General features: G+C 69.9%; 18 protein-coding genes and 1 tRNA gene. 13 read left to right on the top strand and 6 right to left on the bottom strand.

Annotation, left to right across the window (positions count from 1 at the left end; genetic code table 11):
• Nucleotides 1-18: 18 nt before the first annotated feature.
• From ASD11_RS07150 to ASD11_RS07140, 3 genes are all read left to right on the top strand, one after another.
• Nucleotides 19-1,914: a PstS family phosphate ABC transporter substrate-binding protein gene (locus ASD11_RS07150; RefSeq protein ID WP_056285140.1), complete on the top strand. Its 1,896-nt coding sequence runs from the start codon at nt 19-21 to the stop codon at nt 1,912-1,914.
• 203 nt (nt 1,915-2,117) lie between these two features.
• Nucleotides 2,118-2,921, top strand: coding sequence for a phosphate ABC transporter ATP-binding protein (locus ASD11_RS07145; RefSeq protein WP_056288553.1), 804 nt, complete (start codon nt 2,118-2,120; stop codon nt 2,919-2,921).
• Nucleotides 2,922-3,629, top strand: a complete 708-nt coding sequence (locus ASD11_RS07140; RefSeq protein ID WP_056285137.1) for a lytic murein transglycosylase — start codon at nt 2,922-2,924, stop codon at nt 3,627-3,629.
• A 59-nt stretch (nt 3,630-3,688) separates the two neighbouring features.
• Here the strand turns inward: ASD11_RS07140 and ASD11_RS07135 are convergent, their stop codons facing one another.
• Nucleotides 3,689-4,219 (bottom strand): YbhB/YbcL family Raf kinase inhibitor-like protein, encoded by a 531-nt coding sequence (locus ASD11_RS07135; RefSeq protein ID WP_056285135.1) that lies wholly within the window; start codon nt 4,217-4,219, stop codon nt 3,689-3,691.
• A gap of 18 nt (nt 4,220-4,237) precedes the next feature.
• Here ASD11_RS07135 and ASD11_RS07130 point away from each other — a divergent pair, with 18 nt between their 5' ends.
• Nucleotides 4,238-5,044 (top strand): TrmH family RNA methyltransferase, encoded by an 807-nt coding sequence (locus ASD11_RS07130; protein WP_056285132.1) that lies wholly within the window; start codon nt 4,238-4,240, stop codon nt 5,042-5,044.
• Here the strand turns inward: ASD11_RS07130 and def are convergent, their stop codons facing one another.
• Nucleotides 5,045-5,641, bottom strand: a complete 597-nt coding sequence (gene def, locus ASD11_RS07125; RefSeq protein WP_056285129.1) for a peptide deformylase — start codon at nt 5,639-5,641, stop codon at nt 5,045-5,047.
• 198 nt (nt 5,642-5,839) lie between these two features.
• On the opposite strand from def, the gene ASD11_RS07120 reads away from it, so the two are divergent.
• From ASD11_RS07120 to ASD11_RS07110, 3 genes are all read left to right on the top strand, one after another.
• Complete coding sequence (locus tag ASD11_RS07120) at nt 5,840-7,147, top strand: acyl-CoA dehydrogenase family protein (RefSeq protein WP_235503264.1); 1,308 nt, start codon at nt 5,840-5,842, stop codon at nt 7,145-7,147.
• Nucleotides 7,148-7,161: 14 nt separating this feature from the next.
• A complete protein-coding gene (locus ASD11_RS07115) occupies nt 7,162-8,388 on the top strand; it encodes an acyl-CoA dehydrogenase family protein (protein ID WP_056285123.1) in 1,227 nt (408 codons plus the stop codon).
• Between the two features lie 77 nt (nt 8,389-8,465).
• Entirely contained in the window at nt 8,466-8,918 is a 453-nt protein-coding gene (locus ASD11_RS07110; protein WP_082554217.1) for a MarR family winged helix-turn-helix transcriptional regulator, read from the top strand.
• Between the two features lie 3 nt (nt 8,919-8,921).
• Here the strand turns inward: ASD11_RS07110 and ASD11_RS07105 are convergent, their stop codons facing one another.
• Complete coding sequence (locus tag ASD11_RS07105; protein ID WP_056285120.1) at nt 8,922-9,944, bottom strand: zinc-binding dehydrogenase; 1,023 nt, start codon at nt 9,942-9,944, stop codon at nt 8,922-8,924.
• A gap of 57 nt (nt 9,945-10,001) precedes the next feature.
• On the opposite strand from ASD11_RS07105, the gene ASD11_RS07100 reads away from it, so the two are divergent.
• Nucleotides 10,002-10,364 carry an FKBP-type peptidyl-prolyl cis-trans isomerase gene (locus tag ASD11_RS07100; protein ID WP_056285117.1) on the top strand — a complete coding sequence of 121 codons (363 nt, stop codon included), beginning with the start codon at nt 10,002-10,004 and terminating at the stop codon, nt 10,362-10,364.
• Nucleotides 10,365-10,440: 76 nt separating this feature from the next.
• Here ASD11_RS07100 and hrpA read toward each other — a convergent pair whose 3' ends face one another.
• The 3 genes from hrpA to ypfJ are packed head-to-tail and all read right to left on the bottom strand — an operon-like array spanning nt 10,441 to nt 15,708.
• Entirely contained in the window at nt 10,441-14,040 is a 3,600-nt protein-coding gene (gene hrpA / locus ASD11_RS07095) for an ATP-dependent RNA helicase HrpA (RefSeq protein WP_056285114.1), read from the bottom strand.
• A complete protein-coding gene (locus ASD11_RS07090; RefSeq protein ID WP_056285111.1) occupies nt 14,037-14,810 on the bottom strand; it encodes a CPBP family intramembrane glutamic endopeptidase in 774 nt (257 codons plus the stop codon). Before ASD11_RS07090 ends, hrpA begins: the two co-directional genes overlap by 4 nt.
• 4 nt (nt 14,811-14,814) lie before the next feature.
• On the bottom strand, nt 14,815-15,708 hold the full coding sequence (gene ypfJ / locus ASD11_RS07085) for a KPN_02809 family neutral zinc metallopeptidase (protein WP_056285108.1): 894 nt from the start codon (nt 15,706-15,708) through the stop codon (nt 14,815-14,817).
• Nucleotides 15,709-15,771: 63 nt separating this feature from the next.
• Between ypfJ and ASD11_RS07080 the strand changes: the two genes are divergently transcribed.
• From ASD11_RS07080 to ASD11_RS18065, 5 genes are all read left to right on the top strand, one after another.
• Nucleotides 15,772-17,049, top strand: coding sequence for a DUF445 domain-containing protein (locus ASD11_RS07080; protein ID WP_235503263.1), 1,278 nt, complete (start codon nt 15,772-15,774; stop codon nt 17,047-17,049).
• Between the two features lie 452 nt (nt 17,050-17,501).
• Nucleotides 17,502-17,587: transfer RNA gene (locus ASD11_RS07075), tRNA-Leu, on the top strand.
• A gap of 113 nt (nt 17,588-17,700) precedes the next feature.
• A complete protein-coding gene (trhA, locus tag ASD11_RS07070) occupies nt 17,701-18,411 on the top strand; it encodes a PAQR family membrane homeostasis protein TrhA (protein WP_082554216.1) in 711 nt (236 codons plus the stop codon).
• Between the two features lie 108 nt (nt 18,412-18,519).
• The gene (locus tag ASD11_RS07065; protein ID WP_056285103.1) at nt 18,520-19,137 is read left to right on the top strand and encodes a nuclear transport factor 2 family protein; all 618 of its coding nucleotides are present in this window, start codon (nt 18,520-18,522) and stop codon (nt 19,135-19,137) included.
• Between the two features lie 108 nt (nt 19,138-19,245).
• Nucleotides 19,246-19,875 (top strand): hypothetical protein, encoded by a 630-nt coding sequence (locus ASD11_RS18065; protein WP_056285101.1) that lies wholly within the window; start codon nt 19,246-19,248, stop codon nt 19,873-19,875.
• The last annotated feature ends 9 nt before the right edge of the window (nt 19,876-19,884 follow it).

The raw sequence follows: 19,884 nt of genomic DNA, 5'->3' as shown, positions 1-19,884 counted from the left end.
GAACAGGAAACCGTTCGCATGACACGTTCGCGAACCACGTGGCGCGCCTCGCTCGCGCTGGCGGCCGTCTCGGCCGTCGCCCTGGGCACCCTCGCCCCGGCCCAGGCATCCGCCGAGAACCCCTCGGACCCCGAGTTCACCGCCGGCGCCACCGACTTCGTCGGAGTCGGCTCGGACACCACCCAGATCGTCGTCGACCACCTGGCCGACGGCTACAACGCCGGCAAGACCACGGGGCGCATCGCCTCCTACGCCGCCGACGGCACGCCCTCCTCGCTGTCCCTGCGCAGCGGCTCGGCGGCCATCGAGCGTCAGAGCATCAACGGCTCGGGCGCGGGCAAGCTCAAGCTCTACAGCCCGAGCAACCCCGACGTGAGCTTCGCCCGCTCCTCGTCGGGCCCGTCGACCGCCGAGGTCGGCGCCAAGCTGCAGTTCTTCCCGTACGCGCTGGACGGCATCAAGATCGCGGTCAAGTCGACCGGCTCCCACGCCCCCGCCTCCATCACGGTGAGCGACCTGGTCAAGATCTACACGGGCCAGATCGATCAGTGGAACGAGATCGCCGGCAACGCCTCGGGGAGCAGCGACACCATCAAGGCGCTCATCCCGCAGAGCGGCTCCGGCACGCGCTCGTACTTCCTCTCGCTCCTCCAGGCGGCCAACGGCGGCAACGCCATCACGTCGCCCGTCGCCACGGTGACGCAGGAGCACTCGGACGCGGACATCAAGAACGACCCCAACGCCCTCGCGCCGTTCTCCACCGCGCGCGCCAAGAGCTCCGCCACCATCAAGGTGCTCGGCGGCTGGGGCGAGGTCCGTCCCGTCTACAACGTGCTCCGCGAGAACGACGCCAAGAAGGCCGACTTCCTCGGCATCTTCGGCAAGAGCGGCTTCATCTGCTCGCCCGCCGGTCGCACGATCATCGAGGCAGCCGGCTTCGACCAGCTCGCCTCGCAGAGCCGCGGCGGCGTGTGCGGCGTCCCCACGCAGACCGCCACCACCAACCTGCGCACCGCTCGACAGGGTGACGCGACGGTCGTGACGACGACGGACCTCGCCGTCCTCGGCACGCCCAGCGGCAAGGTCTCGCTGTCCGCCACGCTGGCTCCGCAGGCCGCCGGAGGCTCGGTCGAGTTCTTCGAGGTCGGCGGCACGAAGTCCGAGCCCACGTCCACCCAGGTCGGCGAGACCACGCCGGTCAAGGGCGGCACGGCCGACCTCGTCCTCACGGGCGTCGCACCGGGCCAGCACACCTACGAGGCGCGCTACACGCCCAGCGACGTGAACCTCTACGGCCCGTCGACGTCGGCGACCGCCACGGCCGACGTCGCCGGCTCGAAGTTCGAGGCCGCGACCACGGTCACGGCTCCCGACACCGCGTGGGGCACCACGAAGACCGTCTCGGTCACCGTGGCCAAGAACGGCGTCAAGGGCACCGGCAGCGCGTCGTTCGTCTACGCCGACAAGGCGTCGGTCACGCGCCAGCTCGACTCCAGCGGCAAGGTCGCCTTCTCGCTGCCTGCGACCACCCCGGTCGGAACGTACTGGGGCGTCGTGTCCTACTCCGGCGACGCGAACTTCGCGAAGGACTTCTCCCTCGTCAAGCTCGTCGTCAAGAAGGCCACCACCAAGACGACGCTGAAGCTCGCCGCCAGCAAGGTGAAGGTCAAGAAGGCGACCAAGGGCAAGGTCACCGTCGTCATCAACGGCACGGCTCAGAAGGCTGCCGGCACCGTGACGCTCAAGATCGGCAAGACGACGGTCGGCACCGGCAAGGTCGTCGGCGGCAAGGCCACGGTCACCATCAAGGCGCAGACGAAGGTCGGCAAGAAGAGCGTGAAGGCCACCTTCACGCCCAGCTCGTCGAACTACGGCTCGTCCAGCGCGACCGCCACGTACACGGTCGTCAAGTAGGTCAGACGCACGGCGCCCTCCGCGGCGGCGCCGTCGCACCGGCCTGAGGGGCCGGCCCTGCTCACCCGAGCAGGGCCGGCCCCGAGGGCGTCGATCGGGGGATCGAACAGGAGATGAGCATGAGCAGCAGCGAGATCGCACCGACCATGGACGCCGTGACCGACGTCATCCCGGCCGTCCCGGCCGAGCACCACACGTCGGTCATGGAGGCGGTACGACCCGACCCCACCCACCTGGCCACCATCGAGGCCCGGGACGTGTCGGCCTGGTTCGGCACCCACAAGGTGCTCGACCGGGTGTCACTGTCGATGCCGGCCGGCGAGATCACGGCGCTCATCGGACCCTCAGGCTGCGGCAAGTCGACCTTCCTCCGCATCCTGAACCGGATGCACGAGCTCATCCCGTCGGCCTCGCTCGCGGGCAGCGTGAACCTCGACGGTGACGACATCTATGACGCCACCCGCAAGCTCACCGACGCGCGACGCGCGATCGGCATGGTCTTCCAGAAGCCCAACCCGTTCCCGGCCATGTCGATCCAGGAGAACGTCCTGGCCGGCCTCAAGCTCACCGGCACCAAGGTCGATCGTGACGAGCGAGACGCCCTCGTGGAGTCCTGCCTGCGCAAGGGAGGTCTCTGGAACGAGGTGAAGGACCGGCTCGACGCCCCCGGCGGTGGGCTGTCCGGTGGCCAGCAGCAGCGCCTGTGCATCGCGCGCTCGCTGGCCGTGAAGCCTCGCGTCCTGCTCATGGACGAGCCGTGCTCCGCGCTCGACCCCACCTCGACGCGGGTGATCGAGGAGACGATGCTCGAGCTCGCGCACGAGGTGACGATCGTCATCGTCACGCACAACATGCAGCAGGCCGCGCGCGTGTCGGACCGGTGCGCCTTCTTCCTGGCGGCGCAGGGCACGCCGGGCGTCATCATCGAGCACGGCGAGACCGACGCCATGTTCCACGCGCCCCAGGACCAAAGGACCTCTGACTACGTGAACGGTAGGTTCGGCTGAGTGAGCCGCATCTTCCTCGTCGTCCCCGTGGGCCTCGCCGCCCTGGCCCTGGTGGTCACCGCTGCCTGGGCCGGTGAGCGCCGCGCACCGGCGGCGGCCGACCTCGGGATCGCCATCGCGCCCGCAGCCCAGTCCCAGCCCACGGCGGAGCCGGCGCCTGCCGACGCCGGCGCGGCACCCCGTCCCGACCCGGACTGGGTGAGCACGGTGGCAGCGAGGACGGGCGTCACCGAGCGGGCCCTCACGGCCTACGCCGCCGCGTCGTTGCGCGTGGAGCAGGAGCAGCCCGGGTGCCGCCTGGGATGGACCACCCTCGCCGGGATCGGGCAGATCGAGACCGGTCACGGCCAGGGTGGGCTCGACGCCGAGGGCAAGAGCGACGGCGCCATCCAGGGCCCTGCGCTCGACGGCACCGAGGGCAACGCCGCCATCACCGAGGACGGAGCCCCGGACCGGGCCCGCGGCCCCATGCAGTTCATCGCCTCCACGTGGCGCGCGTGGGCAGCCGACGCCGACGGTGACGGGGAGGCCGACGTCGACGACGTCGACGACGCCACCCTCGCCGCGGCGCGCTACCTCTGCGCCTCCGGTGCGGACCTCACGACGCCGGCCGGCTGGACCCAGGCCGTGCACTCGTACAACCACTCGGACGAGTACGTGCGCGCCGTCCTCGGCGCGGCCAACACCTACGCCGCCCGCTCCCGCTGAGTGTGACGCTTCCGTTGGTCTCGGGGTCCAGATCCAGCAGAAGCGTCACACTCAGGGGATCAGTGGGCGTAGGTGCCGTGGATGACGGCGCGACCGAGGGTCTTGAAGGCCAGGTTGAAGCCGACCACCGCAGGCGAGGCGTCGCCGTCGACACCGAGCGTGGGGGCGCCCACCGCGTGCACCACGAAGAAGTAGCGGTGCAGCTGGTCGCCCTCCGGCGGGGCCGCGCCCATGAAGCCCTTGGCGCCGCCGTCGTTGCGCACGTGGAACGCGCCGCCGGGCAGCGTCTCGTCGCTCGCACCGGCACCGGCCGCGAGCTCGGTGACGTCGGCCGGGACGTCGACCGCGACCCAGTGCCAGAAGCCGGAGACGACCGGCGCGTCGGGGTCGAAGCACGTGATGACGTACGACTCCGTGCCCTCGGGAGCACCGGACCAGGACAGCTGCGGCGACGTGTCGCCGAGCGCGTTGACCTGGTCGTCCTTGAGCGGCTGTCCGTCGGTCACGTCGGTGCTGATGACCGTGAACGAGGGAACGCCGGGAAGGAGCGGATAGGGGTCGGGAGTGACGGGTCGATCGAGGGAGCTCATGACCTCTAGGCTAGTGCGGTGGCCGAGATCGTACGACTCGTCGACCTCGACGACCCGAGGCTCCGCGACTTCCTGCACCTGCGTGACGTCCAGCTCCGCACCCGGCTCGAGGGCGACCGCGGCATCTACATCGCCGAGGGCGAGAAGGTGGTCCGGCGCGCGCTCGAGGCCGGCCACGAGCCGTCCTCGTTCCTCATGGCCCCCCGGTGGCTCGAGACCCTCGACGACGTCCTGTCCGCCACGGAGGCACCGTGCTTCGTGCTCGAGGAGAAGGACATCGAGCACGTCACGGGCTTCCACGTCCACCGCGGCGCGCTGGCGGCGATGAGGCGTCCGGAACCAGTGGGCACCGAGGCGCTGCTCGCCCGTGCCCGCAGGGTCGTCGTGCTGGAGGACCTCATGGACCACACCAACGTGGGCGCCGCCTTCCGGGCGGCAGCCGCGCTGGGGTTCGACGCGGTGCTGCTCTCACCGCGCTGCGCCGACCCGTTCTACCGGCGCGCCATCAAGGTGGCCATGGGCGCGGTCTTCTCCCTGCCCCACGCTCGGCTCGACGACTGGTTCACCGCGCCGCAGCTGCTGCGCGAGGCCGAGTTCACGACGTACGCCCTGACGCTCGCCGAGGACGCCGTGCCGCTCGACGAGGTGCCGACCGACGTGGAGCGTCTGGCCGTCGTCTTCGGGTCCGAGGGCCACGGGCTCACCCCGCACTGGCAACGGGAGAGCGACGTGCGCGTCATCATCCCGATGGCGGACGAGATCGACTCCCTCAACGTGGCCTCGTCGGTCGCGGTGACGTGCTGGCACCTGCGTCCGAGGGGCTAGCTACTCGACCTCGGGGCCGGCGGGGGAGACGGGCCAGTCGGCCGGGAACTGGTCGGCCAGCTCCTCGTGCTTCTTGTAGAGCTTCTTGCGAGCACGCTCGGGCACGCGGTCGCCGAAGACCGTGCCGAACAGGTGGTCGGTCTCGTGCTGCAGGCAACGGGCCAGCAGGCCCGTGCCGGTGAACTCGACGGGCTCCCCGTGCTCGTCCACGCCGGTGACGTGCGAGCGGTCGGGGCGCGAGCACTCGGTGAACGCGCCGGGCAGCGACAGGCAGCCTTCGTCGGCCTCCTCCAGCTGACGGTCGGTGCCTTCGGGCAGGGTGAGCACGGGGTTGATGACGACGCCGGTGATGCGGTCCTCGTCGTCGTCGGGGCAGTCGAACACGAAGACCTTGAGGTCGACGCCGACCTGGTTGGCGGCCAGCCCGACACCGTTGGCCGCGGCCATGGTGGCAGCCATGTCGGCCACGAGCGTCTTGAGCTCGTCGTCGAAGACGGTGACGTCCTTCACCTCGCGGTGCATGACGGGCGTGCCCCAACGCGTGATGGGGCGGACCGTTCCACCCTCGGGGAGGGGACGTGCTGACGCGTGATGCACCGGGGTTCTCCTTCGTGGACGAGCGCGTCCACGCTATCCGAACCGCCGATTCCGTTCAGATGGTGGTGCCCGGCTGTGACCTCGGATACTCTGGGTACGCGAAAGTGCAACTCGCAGTTACAGTTGTCGCAGCAAGCACCTCCGGCGGGCACCTCGTCCGACCGTTCCCGCTTCGACGTTCCCACTCAGGAGAGATCCGTGGCCAACCGCAAAGACCCCATGGGCATCGGCCTGGCGGTGCTGAACCGCATCGCCAGCTCGCCGGCCATCGACAAGCTCGGCCTCCGCAAGGCCACCGAGCGCGCGGTGTACCAGGGCGCCAAGTCCGGCTTCCAGCTCGCCGGCAACGCCAACCGCACGTTCAAGCGCGTCAAGGGCTCGGGCAAGCCGCGTCGCCTCAGCTCCAACGGCGACAGCGGCGTCTTCGACCTGACGCCCACCGAGGACCAGCAGATGATCGTCGGCGTCATCAACGAGTTCGCCGAGGAGGTCCTGCGACCCGCCGCCGAGAGCGCGGAGTCGGCCACGGACACCTCCAAGGAGGTGCTCGCGCAGACCACCGAGTTCGGCCTCACGCTCCTCAACGTCCCCGAGGATCTTGGCGGCATCGCCGAGGACCGCTCAGCCGTCACGGGTGTGCTCGTGGCCGAGGCGCTCGCCTACGGCGACATGGGCCAGGCCGTCGCCTGCCTCGCGCCGGCCGCCGTGGCCACCGCCATCTCGCTGTGGGGCACCGACGAGCAGCAGCAGACCTACCTGCCCGCCTTCACCGGCGACGACGTCCCCGCTGCCGCGCTCACGCTGGCCGAGCCGCGTCCGCTGTTCGACCCCTTCGAGCTCGAGACCACCGCTCGCCTGTCCGGTGACGGCTACGAGCTCAACGGCATCAAGTCGGCCGTCGTGCGCGGCACCGAGGCCGAGCTGTTCGTCGTCGCTGCCCAGCTCGACGGCGAGTCCCGCCTCTTCATCGTCGAGTCGAGCACCGAGGGCATCTCGCTCGCGGCCGACCCGTCCATGGGCCTGCGCGCCGCAGGCCTCACGCGGCTGAAGCTCGAGAAGGTCCACGTCCCCTCCACCGCGCTGCTCGGCACCGCCGACGACTTCCGCGAGTGCGTGCGTCTCTCGCGCCTCGCCTGGGCCGGGCTCGCGCTCGGCACCGGCAAGGCCGTGCTCGACTACACCAAGGAGTACGTCAAGACCCGCGAGGCGTTCGGTGAGCCCATCTCGCACCGCCAGGCCGTGGCCTTCATGGTCGCCAACATCGCCATCGAGCTCGAGGGCATGCGCCTCGTCACGCTCAAGGCCGCCTCGCGCATGGAGCAGGGCGTCGACGCCGCCCGCGAGGTCGCGCTGTCGCGCAAGCTCGTGAGCGAGTACGGCATGAAGATCGGCACCGACGGCGTCCAGCTGCTCGGTGGTCACGGCTTCGTCAAGGAGCACCCCGTCGAACGCTGGTACCGCGACCTGCGCGCCATCGGCCTCATGGAAGGAGCGGTCCTCGTCTGAGGGCGGAACACATCATGATCAATCTCGACACTCCCAAGAAGTTCCGTGGGTTCATCGACCAGGCCCACCAGGTGGCCGACAACTTCCTGCGCGCCAACTCCCGCAAGTACGACCTCGCCGAGCACGCCTACCCCAAGGAGCTCGACCTCCTCGCCTCGCTGATCGACGGCATGGGCGACTCCGGCCAGGGCCAGGGGGCCGGCGCCGCCGGTGTCCGCCGCGGTGAGGACGAGGACGGCGGCAAGAAGGACAAGGGCAAGGTCAAGAACGGCACCAACATGTCGTCGGTCCTCTCGGTCATCGAGATGTGCTGGGGCGACGTCGGCCTGCTGCTCTCCATGCCCCGTCAGGGCCTGGGCAACTCGGCCATCGCCTCGGTCGCCACCGACGAGCAGCTCGAGCGGTTCAAGGGCACGTGGGCCTCCATGGCCATCACCGAGCCCAGCTTCGGCTCCGACTCGGCCGCCATCACCACCACGGCGGTCAAGGACGGCGACGCCTACGTCATCAACGGCGAGAAGATCTACGTGACCTCCGGCGAGCGGTCCGACTCGATCGTCGTCTGGGCCACGCTCGACAAGAAGCTCGGCCGGGCCGCCATCAAGTCGTTCGTCGTGCCCAAGTCTCTGCCCGGCGTCCGCGTCGAGCGTCTCGAGCACAAGCTCGGCATCAAGGCGTCCGACACGGCCGTCATCATCTTCGAGAACTGCCGGGTGCCGGCGGAGAACCTCCTGGGCAGCCCGGAGATCGACACCAAGCAGGGCTTCGCCGGAGCCATGGCCACGTTCGACAACACGCGTCCGCTCGTGGCCGGCATGGCCGTCGGCTGTGCGCGGGCCTCGCTCGAGCTCCTCAAGGAGCTCCTCGAGGACGCCGGCGTGGTCATCGACTACGACCGTCCGGCCACTTCGCAGTCGTACGCCGCGGCCACCTACCTGCAGATGGAGGCCGACTACGAGGCGGCGCTGCTCCTGACGCTCGAGGCGGCCTGGCTCGCCGACAACCGCAAGCCCAACTCGGTCGAGGCGTCCATGTCCAAGGCCAAGGCCGGACGCGTGGGCAACGAGATCACGCTGCGTGCGGTCGAGCTGGCCGGCACCCTCGGCTACGCCGAGACCGAGCTGCTCGAGAAGTGGTCGCGTGACTCCAAGATCCTCGACATCTTCGAGGGCACGCAGCAGATCCAGCAGCTCATCGTGGCGCGCCGTCTGCTCGGCCTGAGCTCCTCGCAGCTCAAGTAGTCACATCACCTCACGTCACACGACCCCTGGGCCAGTCGGTCCGGGGGTCGTGTGCGTCGCACCCCTAGGATGACCGCATGAGCCGCCCGCTGCCGCGCGACTTCGACGTCGACTACGAGCTGACCCGTCTCGTGCGCCGCGTGCGGATGAGCTCCATGGGTCGGTTGTCCGAGATCCATCCCACGCTCGACTACAACGCGTTCCTGCTGTTCATCGCCATCGCGGACGAGCCGCGTGGGGTCCGCGCCTCCGACCTCGCCGAGACCCTGCAGGTGCACAAGTCCACCGTGAGCAGGGCCGTCACCGCGCTGGAGAAGATGGACCTCGTGCAGCGCGAGGCCGATCCCGACGACGGCCGCGCCCAGGTGCTCACCATCACGGCCGACGCCCGCAGCCGGCTCGACGCCTTCCGCAGCCGCTCGCACGCCTGGCTCGCCAGCCTGCTGGAGGACTGGGCCCCGCAGGAGCTCACGTCGTTCGCCCAGCAGCTCGCCCGGCTCAACGACACCGCTGAGACCAAGCAGCGCTGAGCGCTAGAACGTGAGCAGGGTCTTGATGGCCTTGCGCTCGTCCATGGCGGTGTAGCCGTCGGCCACCTGGTCGAGGGGGAGTGTCTGGTCGAAGACGAGGCCGGGCTCGATCGTGCCGTCCAGCACGTCGGGCAGCAGCTCGTCGAGGTACGCGCGCACCGGGGCCACACCGCCCACGAGGTTGGAGTTGGTGAAGAACATGACGGGCACGTTGAGCTTGACGTCGTGCGGCATGCCGACGTAGCCGACCGTGCCGCCGGGGCGCACGGACTGGAAGGCCTGCTTCATCGAGTCGCCCGTGCCGACGCACTCCAGGACGGCGTCGGCGCCGATGCCGCCGAGGATCTCCTTGACCTGCTCGGCACCTTCGCGTCCGCGCTCGGCCACGACGTGGTCGGCGCCGAACTGACGCGCGATGGCCTGACGCGGCTCGTGGCGCGACATCGCGATGACCGTCTCCGCGCCGAGGCGCTTGGCGGCCAGGACGCCGCTCAGGCCCACGGCGCCGTCGCCGACCACCACGACGGTGGAGCCCTCGGTGACCCGCGCCGACACGGCCGCGTGGTGACCGGTGGGGAAGACGTCGGAGAGCGCCAGGAGGTGTGGCACGAGGGCGTCGGTCATCCGGTCGGCCGGCACCTTCACGAGGGTCCCGTCGGCCTGCGGGACGCGGACCTTCTCGGCCTGGCATCCGTCGTAGCCGCCGCCGTTGACGCACGAGGTGTGGACGCCCTTGGCGCACAGCGCGCACGTGTTGTCGGAGTAGAGGAACGGCACGATGACGACGTCGCCCTCGCTGACGCCCGACACCGAGGACCCGACGCTCTCCACGACGCCCAGCAGCTCGTGCCCGATCTTCTGGGGCTTGGACTGCGTGCCGGCGAGACCGCGGTACGGCCACAGGTCGGAGCCACAGATGCAGGACGCGAGAGAACGCACGACGGCGTCGGTGTCCTGCTCGATCGTGGGGTCGGCGACCTCGTCGAGGCGGATGTCGGACGGGGCATGGAGGACGGTGGCGCGCATGGGTCCATCCTGCCAGGCTGTTGGCCGCCCGCACGGCTCGTGTGAAACCATCGGAGCATGACCTCCAAGCCTGAAGTGGACTTCATCCCCGGACCCCCGCCCACCGAGCTCACGATCACCGACCTCGTCGTCGGTGAGGGCGACGAAGCCGTTGCCGGCGGAGTCGTCGACGTGCACTACGTCGGTGTCGAGTTCGAGACCGGTGAGCAGTTCGACTCCTCCTGGGACCGTGGCCAGTCCGCGCGCTTCCCCCTCCCGCAGCTCATCGGCGCCTGGCAGCAGGGCATCCCCGGCATGAAGGTCGGCGGACGTCGCCAGCTCGTGTGCCCGCCCGAGCTGGCCTACGGCCCGGCCGGCGGCGGACACCGCCTCTCGGGCAAGACCCTCACCTTCGTGATCGACCTGATCGGCGTCGGCTGAGTCCTCGTCCTTCCAGATCTGCGCCGGGATCGACTGTTCTCCTCAGGGAGAAGGGTCGATCCCGGCGCATATGTGGTCAGACGGCCAGCTCGTCGATCAGCTTGGTGACGCGCTTGACCGACACCGAGAACGCCGTGCCGAGGCCCTGGGCGAACGTGCCCACCCGCAGCTCCTCGAGGGCCCAGCGCACGTGCTGCACGTCGGCGGCCAGCCTGCGCGTGGCGCTGAGGGCGGAGGTCTTGTCGTGGAACCGCGCCTCGAGCTCCTGCACGGCCACGCCGGCGTCGTCCATGGGGCGTGAGAGCCGACGTCGCGCGGCGTCGACGTACACAGGGTGTCGTCGTAGCCACGTGACGCCGGCATCGCGGACGAACCCCGGGTAGACGAGCCAGGAGAGCTGCACCCGCACGTCCTCGCCCACCGCGTCCGGTCCGGGCGAGACGCCCGCGAGCTTCTCGATGGTGCGCAGGACGTCATGCACTGCTCGCTCCGTGACGTCGTGGAGGTCCGGCCGGACCTTCTCGCGGAGCGCGAGGAACGAGACGTCGTCCCACACCGGCCCGCCGTGCTGACGCACGAGGTGGTCCAGCGCGGCCGCGCGGCAGTCCTCCACGAGAGCCGTGAGGTCCTGGTAGGGGGACGTGCCGAGGGTGAGCTTCTGACGCAGGTCGAGGCCGTCGATGATGCGCTTCGTCGTGGACGGCACCGACAGCGCCAGCAGCCGTGACTCGCCTCGCACCAGGGCCACGTCCTGCTCCTGCGGTGTCTCCAGCACCCGCAGCGAGACCGACGCGCCGTCGTCGACGAGGGCTGGATAGCCCGTGGCCTGGCCCACCGTCACCGACCGGTCGAGTCGGCCGACGTCCCACGTCGTGATGCCGGTGCGGGCCTGCGACGCGGCCGCCTGCTCGAGGTCGGCCCGGATGGCCGGACGGAGCTCGGCGCGCAGAGCCTCGACGTCGGTGCCGCGGGCCAGCTCCTTCTCGCCGTCGACGACACGGAACGTGACGCGCAGGTGGGCCGGGACGGCTGACCAGTCGAAGTCGTCGGCCTCCACCAGCGTGCCCGTGGTCAGCCGGATCTGGCGCACCAGCTCCGCGGTCAGGCCCGGTGCCTTGGGGTCCATGGTCTCGAGCAGCCGGGCCGCGTGCTGGGGGACGGGCACGAGCTCACGACGCAGGCGCTTGGGCAGGCTGCGCAGCAGTGCCTCGACGAGCTCGGGCCGGTGCCCGGGGACGTTCCACGCGAACTCGTCGGGGCGGGCCTGCGTGAGTCGCTCGAGCGGGAGGTCGACCACCACGCCGTCGTCGACGCGACCGGGCTCGAACACGTACGAGACCTCGTACTCGCCGCTCTCAGAGCTCCACGTGGTGGGGAACTGGTCCTCGATCTCGTCGGCTCCGTCGACGGCCAGGAGCGCAGGGTCGATCGTGAGGAGGTCGGGGGAGTCGCGCCGGGTCTTCTTCCACCAGGCGTCGAAGTGCCGGACGGAGACGACGTCGGCCGGGACCCGGGCGTCGTAGAAGCCGAAGATCACCTCGTCGTCGACGCGCAGCCCACGCTTGCGGGTCCGTTCCTCCAGCTCCTCGATGCTCGCGACGAGCTCGGTGTTGGCCTGGAAGAAGGCGTGGTGGGTGCGCCACTCGCCCTGCACCAGCGCGTGACGGATGAAGAGCTCGCGCGCGAGGGCAGGGTCGGTGCGTGACAGCGGGACGAGCCGGTCGACGACGACGGGCACGCCGTAGAGCGTGGCCCGCTCGCGCGCCATGGCGGAGCCGCGCTTGGCCGACCAGTGCGGCTCGGCGTACTGGCGCTTGAGCAGGTGCGCACCTTCGCGCTCGACCCACTCCGGCTGGATCTTGGCGACCGTGCGGCCCCAGAGGCGTGACGTCTCCACGAGCTCGCCGACCATGGCCCAGCGCGGCGGCTTCTTGGAGAGGTCGGAGCCGGGCCACACGACGAACTTCGCGCCGCGGGCACCGAGGAACTCGCGCTGGTCGCCCTCGCGCAGGCCGATGTGCGACAGCAGCCCGGCCAGGAGCGCGCGGTGCACGTCGTCGGGGTCCGAGCCGGCGTTGCCGGGCTTCATCCCGAGGTCCTTGACCGTGCGCCGCAGCTGGGAGTGGACGTCGTGCCACTCGCGGATGCGGAGGTAGTGCAGGAACTCGTCGCGGCACATGCGTCGGAAGGCGCTGTGCGAGCCGGCGGCGCGCTGCTCGCGCAGGTAGGTCCAGAGGCTCAACCAGGACAGGAAGTCCGAGTCGGGCTGCTTGAACCGCGAGTGCTTCTCGTCGGCCTGGCCCTTCTGGTCGACCGGGCGCTCGCGGGGGTCCTGGATGGACATCGCGGAGACGATCACGAGGACGTCGGCGAGGCAGCCGAGGCGGTCGGCGGCGATGAGCTGTCGTGCGTGCCGAGGGTCCACCGGCAGTGCCGACATCGTGCGGCCGATCTTGGTGAGCCGCGGGGTGCTGTCGCGTCCGGTGGAGAGGGCGCCCAGCTCGCTCAGGAGGAGGCGGCCGTCGCTGACCGCACGGTGGTCCGGCGGGTCGAGGAACGGGAAGTCGCCGACGTCGCCGAGGTCGAGCGACGCCATCTGGAGCAGCACCGACGCGAGGTTGGTGCGCCGGATCTCGGGGTCGGTGAACTCAGGTCGGCCGTCGAAGTCGTCCTCCGCGTACAGCCGGATGCAGATGCCGTCGGCGACACGGCCGCAGCGGCCGGCACGCTGCGCAGCGCTCGCCTGCGAGATGGCCTCGATGGGGAGGCGTTGCACCTTGAGACGCTGGCTGTAGCGCGAGATGCGCGCATAGCCGGGGTCGATGACGTACCGGATGCCGGGCACCGTCAGCGACGTCTCGGCGACGTTGGTGGCCAGGACGATGCGGCGGCCGGGGTGCGAGGCGAAGATCTTCTGCTGGTCCTGCACTGCGAGGCGTCCGTACAGCGGGAGGATCTCCGTGCGGGGGTACTTCTTGGCCTCGAGGAACTCGGCGGCGTCGCGGATCTCACGCTCGCCGGACAGGAACACGAGGATGTCGCCCTCGCGGGGGAGCTCGTCGACGCCGGCCGCGATGGCGTCGAGCTGGTCGTCGCCCTCGGGCGGTCGGTACCTGATCTCGACCGGGTAGGTGCGGCCGCTGACCTCCACGACGGGGGCTCCGTCGAACATCTCGGAGAAGCGCTCGACGTCGATCGTGGCCGACGTGACGATGAGCTTGAGGTCGGGGCGGCGGGGGAGCAGGCGCTTGAGGTAGCCCAGCAGGAAGTCGATGGCGAGGGAACGCTCGTGCGCCTCGTCGACGATGATCGTGTCGTAGCGGCGCAGGTCGCGATCGTGGTTGATCTCCGCGAGCAGCAGTCCGTCGGTGACGAGGGCGACGGCGGTGTCCTTGCCGCGCTTCTCGTCGAAGCGGACGGCGTAGCCCACCTCGGTGCCCAGCTCCACGGAGCACTCCTGGGCGATGCGCGCCGCGACGGAGCGGGCCGCGATGCGTCGCGGCTGGGTGTGCGCGATGGCCCGGGCGCCCAGCTCGTAGGCGATCTTGGGGAGCTGCGTGGTCTTGCCCGAGCCGGTCTCGCCGGCCACGACGACGACCTGGTGGTCGCGGATGGCGTCGGAGATCTCCTGGCGCCGCGCGCTGATGGGCAGGGCGTCGTCGTAGACGATCCTCATCGCAGCCCCAGCTGGTCGGCGAGGGCGTAGTAGCCGACGAACGCGACGACGTCGAGCAGCGTGTGGGCGATGATCAGCGGCATCACGCGGCCGGTGCGTTGGAACCAGTAGCCGAACACGAGACCCATGACGACGTTGCCGAACGCCGGGCCCACCCCCTGGTAGAGGTGGTAGCTCCCGCGCACGAGCGCGCTCGTCACCAGGACGGCAGCCGCTCCCCAACGGAGCTGCGTGAGCCGGGTCATGAGGAAGCCCACGACCACGACCTCCTCCAGCACGGCGTTCTGCGCCGCGGCGAGGATCAAGACGGGGACGGTCCACCAGTGCGTCACGTCGGGCGCGGGAATGACCTCCGCGGTGATGCCGAGCGCCCGGCCGGCGAAGTAGAGCCCGAGACCGGGCAGTCCGATGATCGCGGCGAGCCCCGCCCCGCGCAGGACGTCCCCCCACGGTCTGGACCGGTCGAGACCGAGGCGACGACGCACGGGTCCTTCGGCGTCGAGACTCAGCAGGTACACGGCGAGCGCCACCGGGACGAGCGCGAAGAAGATGCTCAGGAGCTGGAGCGTGAGGTCGAGCCAGCCCTGGTCGGCCCGCGAGGCGTTGAGGGTCGCGGTGCTGGAGCGCAGCCCGCCGTCGGTGAGCTTGATGATGAGGCTCAGCAGGGCATAGACCCCCGACTGGCCGAGCGAGAGGCCAAGGACGAGCCAGACCTCGGCGCCGAGGCGCCTGCCGCCGGGCGTGACGGTGCTCTGCTGCGGGTCGCTCACGGGGTCAGAGCGCGTCGGTGTCGAACGTGTTGCACTGGTTGATGGTCCCGCCCTCGTAGCCGGTCATGAACCACTGCTGACGCTGCTCGCTCGAGCCGTGGGTCCAGGAGTCCGGGTTGACGGTGCCGCCGGAGGACTGCTGGATGCGGTCGTCGCCGACCGCCGACGCGGCCGAGAGGGCCGACTGGATGTCGGCCTCGGAGAGCGGCTTCAACAGCGTGTTGCCGTCGGCGTCCTGCGTGGTGGAGGCGTGGTTGGCCCACACCCCGGCGAGGCAGTCCGCCATGAGCTCGATGCGCACCCCGTTGCTGGAGGCGCCGGTCTGGCCGTCCTGGTTGTCGAGCAGGCCGAGGATGTGCTCGACGTGGTGGCCGTACTCGTGCGCCACGACGTACTCCTGGGCCAGGGCGCCGCTGTCGGCGCCGTAGTCGCGGCTCAGGATCTCGAAGAAGCTCGCGTCGATGTACACGCGCTCGTCCGTCGGGCAGTAGAAGGGCCCGGTCTGGTTGGAGGCCGTGCCACACGCCGACTGGGTGGACCCGGAGTAGATCACCGTCTGGGCCGCGCGGTACTGGCGGCTGAGGTCGGCCGGCAGGGCGTCCTTCCAGTAGTCCTGGACGCTGTTGACGGTGCCGACGATGCGGCAGTCGTCGTACTGGTTGGCGTCGGCACCGGTCTTGCAGTGGGAGAGGTCGTACGTCTCGCCGGTCCCCGAGGTGCTGACCTGGCTCGTGTCGAAGGGGCTGCCCGAGGGGTTGATGCTGCTCAGGTCGACGCCGAAGAAGAGGCCGATGAGCAGGATGACCACGCCACCGATGCCGCCACCGATGACTGCGCCGCCGCGTCCGCCCCCGGTCACCTGGCTCGTGTCCAGGCTCGACCCCTCGTTGAAGCTCATGCCAGGAGTCTACGCAGCGCAGTGGCCGAGCCGACTGGCCCGACACTCACTAGGCTCAGCGGCGTGACCAGCACCGATGCGCCTCCTGCCGCTGGCCCCGGCCTCGCCCTGAGCGGCAACGACCTCGCCCGACGCAAGGGTCTTCGTCGCATGCGTCTCATCGCGACGTCGCTCCTCGTCGTCGCGGCGATCGTCTTCGTGCTCACCCACGGGCAGGACGGTTGGATCTCCTACGTCAACGCGGCGGCGGAAGCGGCCATGGTGGGAGCCATCGCCGACTGGTTCGCCGTGACCGCGCTCTTCCGTCACCCGCTCGGGCTGCCCATCCCGCACACCGCGATCATCCCCAAGCGCAAGGCGTCGTTGGGGGAGAGCCTGCAGGAGTTCGTGGCCGACAACTTCCTGCGCGACGACATCGTGCGCGAGCGCGTGCTGAGCGCAGGAGTGGCCAAGCAGGCCGGCGCCTGGGTCCTGGAGGGCGAGCACGCGCAGCGCCTCGTGGAGGAGGGCTCGCGGATCATGTCCGACGGGCTCAGCCGGATCCGACGCACCGACGTCGCTGCGGTCGTGCAGGAGGCCCTCGTGCCCCGCATGGCCGAGGAGCCGCTCGCTCCCGTCGCCGGTCAGCTCCTCGGCGAGATCGTGGAGGACCGCGCCCACTCCGGTCTCGTCGACCTCATGACCGACGAGCTCCTGCGCTGGCTCGGACGCAACGGCTCCGACGTGCTGGCCATCGTCGAGGAGCGGGCGCCCTGGTGGACCCCGCAGTGGCTCGACGAGAAGGTGGCCGACCGGATCTACCGCGAGGCGGTGCGTTGGGTCCGCGACATCCACGAGGACGTGAACCACCCGGCCCGCCTCGCGCTCGACAGCTGGCTCGCCGATCTCGCCGTCGCGCTGCAGGAGGACGCCGAGACCCAGGAGCGGTTCGAGCGTCTGAAGGTCCGCCTGCTCGAGCAGCCGCAGCTGTCCAGCACGTCCATCGCGCTGTGGGACGCCTTCCGGCGCTCGCTCATCGGTGCTCTGGCCGACCCGGACGGGCTGCTGCGCCGACGAGCGCTCGACGAGCTCCTCACCCTGGCCCACCGGCTCCAGGACGACGAGGCGCTTGCTCGTCGCATCGACACGGTGCTGGCCGACGTCGCGGGGTACGCGGTCTCGCACTATGGCCACCAGGTGGCCACGATCATCTCGGCCACGGTCGACCGCTGGGACGGGAAGGAGACCGCCGACCGCGTCGAGCTGCACGTGGGCCGCGACCTCCAGTTCATCCGGATCAACGGAACCGTCGTGGGCGGTCTCGCCGGCCTCGTGATCCACACGCTCGCGGAGCTGCTCTGACCCGAGGTTCGTCCACGTCGTGTGGACGAACCTGTGCACAGAGCGGTGCACAACCGACCCAGCCTGTGCATGGAGGCGGTCATCCTGTGCACGAGCCTGTGGACGCTAAAACTCCTGTGAAAACAGCACGAAAAGCCCTTGCGGCCAGCGCGTGAACAGGCGTAGAACTGGTCTCACGCCAAGGGCAACCGCGGCGGGAAGGACACCCGAGGATCGGGGTTCAGCCAGGGCTTCGGCCCCGGCAGCCACGCTGGTGATGCAGCTGGTGGACACCGAGGAGAAGGGTCCGGACGAGCAGGATCATCACGCCGACTCAACCGTCGAGGCCCCGAGAGACTCATACTCCCTCGGGGCCTCGCACCTTTTCATGGTGCGGCGAGGGCCCGGTGCGGAGCAACCCGGAGCCTTTGCTAGAGTTCTCAACTGCACCACGCGCCCCGATGAGGGGCACTGTCCGGGTGGCGGAATAGGTAGACGCGCTAGCTTGAGGTGCTAGTGCCCTGTAAGGGGCATGGGGGTTCAAGTCCCCCCTCGGACACGGTCAATCCCTCTGGAATCACTCTCGCCGGTGAGGACAGGGGGATTGCTCATTTTCTGGGCCGCATCGCACGAGGAACCACTCCCGGGACGCTCTCCACGACAGGACACACCGTGAACCGACCTCGCGCCAGCTCCTCCCAAGGCACTGCCGCTCGCGCGGTCGGGGCCGTGCAGGACCGCGTCGCCGACACCCTCGACGAGGTCAAGCCGCACCTGCGGGGCTGGCTCCATGCCGCCACGGCGCCCCTGGCCTTCATCGCCTTCCTCGTCCTGCTGACCGTCGTCGACAGCGCCTGGATCCGGTTCGGCATCGCGATCTTCATGGTCAGCGCCCTGGCGCTTTTCACGACCAGCGCGATCTACCACACCGGGACCTGGACCCAGCGCCGTCGCACCATCCTCAAACGGCTCGACCACGCCAACATCTTCATCCTCATCGCGGGCTCCTGCACGCCGTTCGCGCTGCTGCTCCTGACGCGCCAGCACGCCGTCATCCTCATCATCACGGTGTGGAGCGGCGCCCTGCTCGGCGTGCTCTTCAAGGTGTTCTGGCTGGACGCGCCGCGGTGGCTCTACGTGCCGCTCTACCTGGCGCTGGGCTGGGCGCCCATCCTCTTCGTGGGCGACTTCCTCGACTCCGGCCAGACCGCGGCCCTGGTGCTCCTGGCCGCCGGCGGACTGCTCTACTCGGTCGGCGCGGTCGTCTACGGCATCCGGCGCCCCGACCCCTCGCCGACCTACTTCGGATTCCATGAGGTGTTCCACACCCTCACGATCCTGGCCTTCACGGCACACTTCATCGGCATCGCGCTGCTCGTGTGAAGGGGCGCTGGTCCTCCGGCCGGCCCCGGGCCGCGCGCTCGGCTGCGGATCGTCGGGGAACGCCCTAGGTTGATGCCAGTCGAGCCGTCACCGTCCTGAGGAGCTCCCATGCACAGCCGTCTGATCAGCGTCCTGCTCCTGCTCCCACTCGTGGCCACCACCGCCTGCTCGGGTGGAGACGAGACGGCCTCACCGACCAAGACCTCCTCGTTGCCCAGTCCTTCCGCCACCCAGGCCACGCCGAGCGCCTCGCCGACGTCGGACGCGTTCCCCACGACGGTGCCGGAGGCGGCCAAGATCGCCTCGTCGGCGGTCGTCAGCAGCACGGCACGGACGAGCGAGGAGAAGGCGGCGGTCCGCTCCTTGGGCGACTACTGGAAGGCGGTCGTCCGTACCTACAGCACGCTCGAGGCCGACCCCGGGCTCGACGTGGCCCGGGGCAAGCCGGTCACCGGCGTCCTCGACTACCTCCAGAGCCTCAAGACGCGCGGTCTCAAGGTCAAGGGCTGGACCAAGCAGCACGTGGAGGACGTGGACGTGAGCGGCGACGACGCGACCCTGAAGGTCTGCAGCGAGAACCTGAGCTTCGAGGTCGACCAGCAGGGCAAGCAGGCGGAGCCGATCATCCCGTTCTACCGGGCCACGGTCACGATGCGGAAGATCGACGGCCGCTGGATCATGATCGAGCTCGTCAACCAGCAGAGCATGAAGAGATGCCTGACCTGAGGCTCCTGGGCCGACCCCACGCAGATCCTGTTCGCCGTCGTTTCGTGTTCCGACCGCGAAGCACCTAGGTTGAGGCCAGTCGAGCCGTCACCGTCCTGAGGAGCTCCCGTGAACCACCGTCTGCTGCCCGTCCTGGTGCTGCTCCCGGTCCTCGTCCTGAGCGCGTGCTCCGGCGGGGACGACGAGCCGAGCGCGAAGGCCACGACCTCCGCCTCGGCGAGCGCCTCCGCCACGAAGGCCACGCCGAGCGCCACGCCCACACCGACGCCCCAGGCCTTCCCCACGGATGTTGCGGCGGCCTCCAAGATCGCCGTCTCCCAGACCGCGAGCAGCGTGGCGAGGACGCCCGAGGAGAAGGCGACCGTGCAGTCGCTGACCGACTACTGGGCCGCCGTCGTCCGCACCTACGACACGCTCCAGCTGGACCCCGGTCTCAAGATCGCTCGGGGTCAGGCCCTCACGCGCGTCATGGGCTATCTCCAGGACCTCCGGGGCAAGGCCCACAAGGTCAAGGGGTGGACGCGCGACCACGTCCAGAAGATCTCGATCGACGGAGACAAGGCGGCGCTCGTCTTCTGCACCGAGAACTTCACCTTCGAGGTCGACGCGCAGGGCCGGAAAGCCGAGGACATCACGCCCTTCTACCTCGCCACGATGCGCCTGCAGAAGATCGACGGGCGCTGGATCGTGACCGAGCTCGCCGACAACCAGAAGCTGCAGAAGAGCTGCCTGACGTAGCCGCGGACC

Origin of the sequence: Aeromicrobium sp. Root495, from assembly GCF_001426755.1 — a bacterium.
GTDB lineage: Bacteria > Actinomycetota > Actinomycetes > Propionibacteriales > Nocardioidaceae > Aeromicrobium.
Note: the sequence above shows the minus strand (reverse complement) of the source record. Positions and strands in the feature narration are given on the sequence as shown.

Coding starts and splice junctions, on each gene's coding strand:
- ASD11_RS07145 (WP_056288553.1), top strand. CDS start 2,118: ATGGAGGCGGTACGACCCGACCCCACCCACCTGGCCACCATCGAGGCC.
- ASD11_RS07065 (WP_056285103.1), top strand. CDS start 18,520: ATGCACAGCCGTCTGATCAGCGTCCTGCTCCTGCTCCCACTCGTGGCC.
- ypfJ (WP_056285108.1), bottom strand. CDS start 15,708: ATGAGCTTCAACGAGGGGTCGAGCCTGGACACGAGCCAGGTGACCGGG.
- ASD11_RS07100 (WP_056285117.1), top strand. CDS start 10,002: ATGACCTCCAAGCCTGAAGTGGACTTCATCCCCGGACCCCCGCCCACC.
- ASD11_RS07115 (WP_056285123.1), top strand. CDS start 7,162: ATGATCAATCTCGACACTCCCAAGAAGTTCCGTGGGTTCATCGACCAG.
- ASD11_RS07150 (WP_056285140.1), top strand. CDS start 19: ATGACACGTTCGCGAACCACGTGGCGCGCCTCGCTCGCGCTGGCGGCC.
- ASD11_RS07110 (WP_082554217.1), top strand. CDS start 8,466: ATGAGCCGCCCGCTGCCGCGCGACTTCGACGTCGACTACGAGCTGACC.
- hrpA (WP_056285114.1), bottom strand. CDS start 14,040: ATGAGGATCGTCTACGACGACGCCCTGCCCATCAGCGCGCGGCGCCAG.
- ASD11_RS07105 (WP_056285120.1), bottom strand. CDS start 9,944: ATGCGCGCCACCGTCCTCCATGCCCCGTCCGACATCCGCCTCGACGAG.
- ASD11_RS07135 (WP_056285135.1), bottom strand. CDS start 4,219: ATGAGCTCCCTCGATCGACCCGTCACTCCCGACCCCTATCCGCTCCTT.